The 7,362-nt window shown below is 26.5% G+C and carries 5 protein-coding genes and 1 pseudogene; all 6 read left to right on the top strand.

Translation table 11 applies throughout. The features are described 5' to 3' along the window. The first annotated feature begins 290 nt into the window (after nt 1-290). Complete coding sequence (locus QOR43_RS08385; RefSeq protein WP_265134338.1) at nt 291-1,109, top strand: PDZ domain-containing protein; 819 nt, start codon at nt 291-293, stop codon at nt 1,107-1,109. After that, on the top strand, nt 1,096-3,087 hold the full coding sequence (gene gspD, locus QOR43_RS08380) for a type II secretion system secretin GspD (protein ID WP_265134336.1): 1,992 nt from the start codon (nt 1,096-1,098) through the stop codon (nt 3,085-3,087). Before QOR43_RS08385 ends, gspD begins: the two co-directional genes overlap by 14 nt. A 2-nt stretch (nt 3,088-3,089) precedes the next feature. Next, nucleotides 3,090-4,508 carry a GspE/PulE family protein gene (locus tag QOR43_RS08375; protein WP_265134335.1) on the top strand — a complete coding sequence of 473 codons (1,419 nt, stop codon included), beginning with the start codon at nt 3,090-3,092 and terminating at the stop codon, nt 4,506-4,508. A gap of 11 nt (nt 4,509-4,519) precedes the next feature. Beyond that, nucleotides 4,520-5,716 carry a type II secretion system F family protein gene (locus tag QOR43_RS08370; protein ID WP_265134334.1) on the top strand — a complete coding sequence of 399 codons (1,197 nt, stop codon included), beginning with the start codon at nt 4,520-4,522 and terminating at the stop codon, nt 5,714-5,716. Nucleotides 5,717-5,878: 162 nt separating this feature from the next. Next, complete coding sequence (locus QOR43_RS08365) at nt 5,879-6,823, top strand: Fic family protein (protein WP_265134333.1); 945 nt, start codon at nt 5,879-5,881, stop codon at nt 6,821-6,823. 296 nt (nt 6,824-7,119) lie between these two features. Then, nucleotides 7,120-7,362 (top strand): annotated as a pseudogene (locus QOR43_RS08355) (RNA-guided endonuclease TnpB family protein); the annotation flags it as partial.

The following is a 7,362-nucleotide window of genomic DNA, read 5'->3' as shown; positions in this document are numbered from 1 at the left end:
TAAAAGGAAGAGAAGCCATAGGAGATTTAGAAAGATATGTTCATAAGGTTTTAAATCCAAATCAAGAAACAGGCATAAAAGAGCCTGTTTATTAATAACATTTAAATTTAGTTTTATTTTAAAATTAAAATTGAGATATAATTAATATTAAACATATTAATTGGAGGTTATAAAAATAAAATTTATAAGCAAATTATTCTTTGCATTTCTTATAGTTTTTCTTTTAACTTACTCAAATTCTTATGCAGGAAGTAATATATTATTAAATATGTTTTAATGGATTTGGAGGAATGATTAATATTTATAATATATTAGATTTTTTTATAAAAATTTTAGTAGTTATTAATGTTATTGCTTTTTCTTTTTTAGCTTCTGTAGTTTTAGCCGGTTTTATAGGTATAAAAAATTTAAAATTACCGGAAAAAATTTATTCAATTCAAGAGGAAGAAACAGATTCAAAAAATAAGACATATACAAATATTAAAAATATCTTTTTAAAAGAAAATTTATTTAATCTTTCTGAAGTTCAAAATAATCAACAACCTCATATAAACCTTATAGGTACACTTTTGTTTGGAAATTTAAAACTTGCTATGATAGAAAATAACGGAAAAATAATTATTCTAAAAGAAAGAGAAAATTTTAATGGGTATTACATATTAAAAATAGAGAAAGATAGAATAAAACTGAAAAATGATAAAGATATAATTGAAATTAAAATATATTCAGAAAAAAGTACTTCCCAAGGGAACTCAATACAAAATTTACCACCTTTATCTTCTCTCCAAAATGAAACTATCAAATTAAGTAGAACTATCGTTGAAAAAGAAACGGCAGATGTAGGAAATTTATTAAAAGATGTGAATATAATTCCGGTTGTTGAAAATGGACAAACATTAGGATATAAATTTGCATATATCAATCCAGATAGTATTGCTTATAAATACGGCTTTAGAGCAGGTGATACGATTATATCTGTAAATGGAATGCCTGTTAAAACTGCAGAAGATGTATTTAAAATATATAATATGTTAAGAAATGAAAATTTAATAAATGTGGTTATTGAAAGAGATGGTCAACGGAGGACAATAAATTATGAAATTCAATAAGATTTTTTTAATATTATTTATATTTTGTATAAATTTTATAACTTTAGCAGAAGAAATAGACCAAAATCAACTTAAAAAACTTGCCCAGATAGCAAAAAAAGAAAAAAAGGTTGTTTTAAACTTTGATAAAGTTGATATAAAAATTTTAACTTATTTCGTATCTACTTTGACCGGTAAAAATATAATATATCCTCCAGATTTAAAAGGAGAAGTCACACTTATCTCAAATGAGCCTCTTTCTATAGAACAGGTATGGGATTTATACACTACAATTTTAAAATCCAGAAATTATGATATTGTGGAGAAAAAAGGATATTTTGAGATAGTGCCATCCAATATTAGAAACTCTGTTCCGCCTATTACTGAAAAATTAGTAGGTTCTTCTGAACTTGCAACATTTGTTTATAAAGTTGAGAAGGCAGATATTATTCAGGTGGCAAATATTTTAAGAGGGTTAAAATCCCAACAAGGGTTAATATTTAACTATAATCCGGCAAAGTTAATTATAATTACAGATACTAAAAATAATATAGAAAATTTAAAGCAATTAATTTCATTAATTGAAAATCTTTCTGAAGAAGAAGAAATAAAAATTTTTAAAATTAGATATTCTAAATCTGATGAAGTAGCAACTGCTTTAAATAATCTTTTTGCAGATTATGGGAAAAAAGATATATCTTATAAAATAGTAAATCTATCATCTAATAACACAATTATAGTAAAAGCTCCAAAGGAAATAATAAAGGATGTAGAAGCAATAATTAATACAATAGACATACCGATTCAAGGTGAAAATTTAAATTACAGAAGATTTTGGACAGTAAAATTAAAGAATTCTAAAGCAGAAGATATTGCAGATGTATTAAACAAAGTATTAGAAAATATTCAGATGATTCAATATCAAGTCTCATCCCAAGAAGCAAAACAAACTCAAGAAACAACAGAAGGAAAAACAGAAGTTTCTACATCTCAAAATCAATCTATGCCAGAGAAAAAAATAATAACCCAGCCTGTTTATCAAAAAAATGAAAAACCAAAAATTATTGCAGAAAAAACAACAAATATCTTAGTAATATACGCAAATAAAGCAGAATATGAAGCAATTAAAGATTTAATATCAGATTTAGATAAACCAAAAAAACAGGTGCTTGTAACAGCATTGATTGCTGAAGTATCTGAGAAAGCTTTGAGAGAAATAGGTGTTAGATGGCAAATACTTGGCTCTTCAGGAGGAGCTACTTTTAGAGGAGGTTTATCATCTCAAGATTTTTACAATTTAATTGGAACTGGCAATTTTGTGTCAGGTATTTTAACCCAAAGTGGTAAGACAGTTTCTATATCCGGAAATAATTTATTTTTTCCCGATTTATTATTTTTATTGTCTTTACTTGAAAGTGGAACCGGATTTAATATAATATCTTCACCTAAAATATTAACCCTTGATAATGCAGAAGCATTGATAAATGTATCACAGGTAACCCCTTTTGCTTCAAGTTTAAAATTTGATGTAAACGGAAATCCTATAATAAATTATGATTATAAAGAAGTAGGTTTAAAACTGAAAGTTACTCCCCATATAAGTGATAATAATATTCTTATGGAACTTCATCAAGAAACAAATGAAGTTATAGGTTATGAAAAACCACAGATAGGTCAAATAAGTTATGTAGTTCCGATTACTTCCAAAAGGGAAATTAATACATCAATAATGGTAGAAAATGGAAAAACTATAATACTTGGTGGTCTTGTATCTAAAAAAACCATAGATACAATGGAAGGAGTGCCTATTTTATCAGATATTCCGGTAGTGGGTAATTTATTCAAATATAAATCAAATGAATTGAATAAAACAAATCTTTTTGTATTTCTTACACCTTTTATAATAAATAGTCCGGAAGATATAGCAAAAATAACAGAAGAACATCAAAAGATATTAGAACAACTAAAAAAGGCAGAAAAAAGTAAAGAAGGTAACTAATTATGGAGTTTTCTACGCTTTTTTTTAAAAACAATCAGATTTTACCGGCAGGAGAAAATAAGTATTATATTACTGATAAAACACCTTTTTATGCAATAGAAGATATAAGATTTTTTACAAATACAATTCCGCAGTTAATATTAATATCTGAAAAAGAGTTTCAAGAAAAATTTGAAGAATATCTTTCTAATTTATCCAATCAATTTTTAAAAGAGGAAAGTGAGGAAAGTTTTGAGCCGGAAGATATTCTCCAAACTTCTGATACGCCGGTAGTTCAACTTATTAACTCAATATTTCTAAAAGCAACGAGGGTTAATGCTTCCGATATACATTTTGAGCCATTTAGTGATAAAGTGATAGTAAGATATAGAATGGATGGTGTATTACATCAAATTAATGAAATACCTTTATCTATATATCCGGAAGTTGTATCAAGAATAAAAGTTTTATCAAAATTAAATGTAGCAGAAAAAAGAATCCCTCAAGATGGAAGAATAAGAATAAAAATAGGACAAAAAGAAATTGATATGAGGGTATCAACTTTACCAACCGTATTTGGAGAAAGGGTAGTTATAAGACTTCTTGATAAATCAACAAAAATATTAACTCTTGAAGAATTAGGTTTATATCCGGAAGATAAAGAGATTTTTGAAAATATAATAAATAAACCTTATGGTCTTGTTTTAGTAACAGGACCTACCGGTTCCGGTAAATCAACAACATTATATGCATCTTTACTAAAACTAAAAACTCCAAGGAAGAATATTATAACGGTAGAAGATCCTGTAGAATATCAGATTGATGGAATAAGTCAAGTTCAGGTAAATCCTAAGATAGGTTTGACATTTTCTGCCGGATTAAGAAGTATTTTAAGACAAGACCCAGATATAATAATGGTTGGAGAAATTAGGGATTTAGAAACGGCAGAGATGGCTGTTCATGCTTCTATGACAGGACATCTTGTTTTATCAACATTACATACAAATGATGCTCCTTCTTCAATTACAAGACTGGCAGATATGGGAATAGAAGCATTTTTAATAGCCTCTTCCTTAGAAGGAGTTATAGCCCAAAGGCTTGTCAGAAGAGTTTGTGAATTTTGCAAAGAAGAAATAATTCCGGATATAAAAGAAAAAGAGTTTTTAAATAGATATATAGAAATTAAAGATGATTTTAAACTTTATAAAGGCAAAGGCTGTGAACATTGTTTATATACAGGATATAAAGGTAGAATAGCAATATATGAAATTATGAAGATAGATGAAGATTTTAGGTCAATTATTTCAAAATCAACAGATAGCAAAGTAATAAGAGATTATGCATTAAAAAAAGGAATGAAGACCTTAATTCAAGATGGATTAAAAAAAGCAATAGATGGAATAACAACCATTGAAGAAGTAATTCAGGCAGCAAAACATTAAGATGAGAGAAAATGGCTATTTTTAAGTATAAAGCAATAACAAAAGATGGAAAAGAAATAAGTGGCTCATTAGAGGCAGAAACAATTTTAGAAGTAAGAAATATACTCGTTTCAAAAAATTTAATACCAATAGAAATTAAAGAGCCTACAAAATCTTTGAGAAAAAAGTTAGATATAAAAATATTTAGAAAATCAGCATCTTCTGAAGATATAATTTTAATACTTTATCAATTGGGGCTTTTAATAGAAAAGAATGTGCATATAACATCTGCCATAGAGATAATAGCAAAAGAACAGGAAAATGAGGAACTAAAAAATAGTCTTTTAAAGATAAAATCTTTAATTTCAGAAGGAAAATCTATAGCTGATGCTTTTAATGAAGTAAAAATTTTTCCGGAATTTATTATTGAGATGATAAGAGCAGGAGAATTTTCCGGAGCATTAAGTAAAATCTTTTTATCTGCATCTTCTTTTTTAGAAAAGCAAAATAGTTTCAAATCTAACATAATAAATGCTTTAATTTATCCATCTATTGTTATAACAGTTGGATTTTTAGCTTTGATTATAATAATGAATATTGTTGTTCCTACGGTAGTAAAAATTTACACCCAATTTGGTAAAGAACTTCCTTTGTCAACAAAGATTGTTATCATTTTTTCTAAAATTTTTTCAATAACATTTAAATTAATACCTATCTTTTTAATATTGGGATTTTTAATAAATAAAAAGTATCTTAAGGAAGATTTTTGGGATAAATTTAAAATGAAGATTCCATTTTTTAATAAAATATTTCTATACAGTCAAATTTCTTCCTGGGCTAATACAATGGCTATATTACTTGAAGGTGGAGTCTTATTAACGAAAGCAATTGAAATATCTTCAGCCGGTATTTCCAATAAAATTTTACAGAAATTAATAAAGGAAACTGTTTATGATGTAGAAAAAGGAAGAGCTTTATCTGTTTCTTTAAAAGAAAAAAATATCTTTCCGGAAAATGTTGTTCAACTGATAGCTATCGGTGAAGAAACCGGACAAATTGAAGATATATTTAAAATGATTGCCGAAATCTATAAAAAACAAACAGAAAAATTAATAAACAGATTTATAACACTGCTTGAACCATTAACATTAATAATTTTATCAATTTTAATAGGCTTTTTCATCTTTGCAACGCTATTTCCTATATTCAATATATCTGTTAAAAAATAATGCAGATGTTAAATATGATAGAATCTACAATCAAAATCTTTTGAAGTTCACTCTTTATTTCTTATTTAACTGTCACGGAGTAAAATATCTTTATAAAAAGTGACAAGATAAATTTAAAGTTTTATAATATCTTGTTAAATATCATTAATTTTATGGTGACAGATGATTAATGGAAGGTTAATAAAAGAGAGGAAAATAATTCTTGAAGAACTAGGGGGTTTACCACCTCCGGTTATAAAAAATAAAGAATGGCTGTATATCTTGGAAGAAGAAACAAGGAATTCTATTTTGATAGAGGGATTTTTCTTGTCTGAAAAAGAATTAAAAAAGATTTTAAAAACAAATAATCCGGTTTCAAGAGATGAAGAAGAAGCTTTAAATTATTATAAAACAGCAAATTTTATATATGGACTTGGATATGAAAATTATAAACAAAATGAATTTTTGTTTGGTATACCGTTAATAAGGCAGATAAATAAAGAGCTTGGATATACTGGAGAGTTTAGGAAAGGAGAAATAAAAATAGCCGGAGCAAAATTCAATCCACCAAATAATTATATAGAAGAATGGCTATCAATTTTTGTGGATTTTGTAAAATATTTATATAAAAACTTTGATTTTAATGGTTTAGCGGTTTCTCATGGATTTTTTGAAGAAATACATCCATTTGATGACGGAAATGGAAGAACCGGAAGAATTATTTTAAATTATATTTTAGTAAGTAAAGGCTATCCACCGGTAATATTAAAAGGTGATGAAGAAAATAAAAAGAAGTATTATAAAGCATTGGAAGAGATGGATTCTTATATGAAAGAAATATTTTTAAAAAAACCTGATAAAAATGAAGTTATTCAAAAGTTAAAAGATATAAAAATATCAAAGCTTACAGAATTAATTTTAGAAAGTTTAAGAGAAAATTTAGATAAGATAATCTTGGGAATATATGAAAGAAATGGTTTTAAATTAGAACCGGTATCAGAGCTATTAAAAACCTTAGGTTATAGTCCTTCAAGCACCAGACAATTAATAAAAAGAGGTAAAATAATAGCTGTAAAAAAAGAAAATAAATGGTATTCAGTCAGACAAATTTTTGATAAATTATTATAGTTAGAGAGAAATTTTAGATGTTAGATTATAAGATTAAAATATAGTTATCCAAGAAGTCCGAAAACCAACGCAAATGTGGAGAGGGTAATAAGGACAATAGAAGAGGATTTATGGTTTATAGAGGGATTAGATTTTTATACAAAAGAAATGAATAATACCAAAACTGATATAAAATGATATGATTCATCTTGTGCTAACAACAGCATCTTGATTTTTTAATCATATTTACCTACAATTATTAATATGAAGAAGTTATTAAAAATTAGTCAAGCATCACAGATATTGAGAGTATATAAATGAGTAGCATAACATTATCATACAGTCTAACCCTACCACAAAGCATATATCCACATTTAGATTATCTAATCTCTATAAACAAAAGAAAGATAAATAACTGGATAAATAATCTATGGAACAATGAAACATTAAATAAATTAAAACAAGCAGGAAAAGCATTAACCATCCTCAAAAAAGATATAAAAAATGAAGAAAAATGGATACCATCAAGAGTATATAGAAACTCCTTAGAATTAACCGGA

Origin of the sequence: Venenivibrio stagnispumantis (assembly GCF_900182795.1) — a bacterium.
Lineage (GTDB): Bacteria > Aquificota > Aquificia > Aquificales > Hydrogenothermaceae > Venenivibrio > Venenivibrio stagnispumantis.
Note: the sequence above shows the minus strand (reverse complement) of the source record. Positions and strands in the feature narration are given on the sequence as shown.